General features: G+C 66.2%; 2 protein-coding genes. One reads left to right on the top strand and one right to left on the bottom strand.

Annotated elements, in window-relative coordinates:
- Positions 1 to 467 (bottom strand): MBL fold metallo-hydrolase (locus tag D3273_RS27925; RefSeq protein WP_129230305.1); only part of this gene is annotated, 467 nt, incomplete at its 3' end.
- Positions 468 to 532: 65 nt separating this feature from the next.
- Here D3273_RS27925 and D3273_RS28970 point away from each other — a divergent pair.
- Positions 533 to 722 (top strand): hypothetical protein (locus D3273_RS28970; protein WP_207210944.1); only part of this gene is annotated, 190 nt, incomplete at its 3' end.

Raw genomic sequence — 722 nt, 5'->3', positions numbered from 1 at the left:
AAGGCGCGCAGGCGAGTCGACACGTCGACGGGCTTCGTGGGGTAGAGCGGCGACAGCTTGGCCATCAAGCCGCCCCCGACCTCGGGATCGCCGGGCGGGTAAGCGGCGCTGCCATCGAGGTAGGGTTGCTCGATCTTGTGTGCGTAAACGGGGACGTCCCATTCGGTGGCGAGGTCTTCGAGGGCGCCGACATGGTCGAAGTGCCCATGCGTTAGCACGATGGCCGAGGGCCGCGCGCCCTTACCGAAACGCGCCGCAGCGGCGTTCACGATGAAGCTCTTGGTGCCGACTACGCCGGTGTCGACCAGCACCCAGCCTCGATCACCCGCATCCGGGCTGCCGTAGAAGACAACGTTGACCATGACGAGCCGTCGATAGGCCAGGTCGCGCGCAATCTCCCGGATGCCGTCCTCCAGAACGGCTTCGTCGGCCCGACCGGACTGGCCTAAGGATATCTGTTGCGTCATGAGCGGTGTTCCTCTCCGAGGTCGTCGCGATCGGTACTCGTCCAGCGCGGAACCAAGTTCGCAACATGTCGATCGCCGCGCGGTCTGCGCCGATGAACGCCTCGGCCAGCGAACTTCAAAGACAGACGGGCGACCGCGAGGTCGCCCATCCTGTTCGCTGTCGATCACTTCGCCTAGCGCTTGCCTGCGAAGGCCTCACGCAGGTCCTGCGCGGCCGCGTCCTGGGCCTTTTCGGCGTCGGACACGACGGGCGCC

Origin of the sequence: Lichenibacterium minor (assembly GCF_004137685.1) — a bacterium.
GTDB classification, from domain to species: Bacteria; Pseudomonadota; Alphaproteobacteria; order Rhizobiales; family Beijerinckiaceae; genus Lichenihabitans; species Lichenihabitans minor.
The sequence above is the reverse complement of the archived record's forward strand: the minus strand, read 5'-3'. Positions and strand labels throughout refer to the sequence as shown.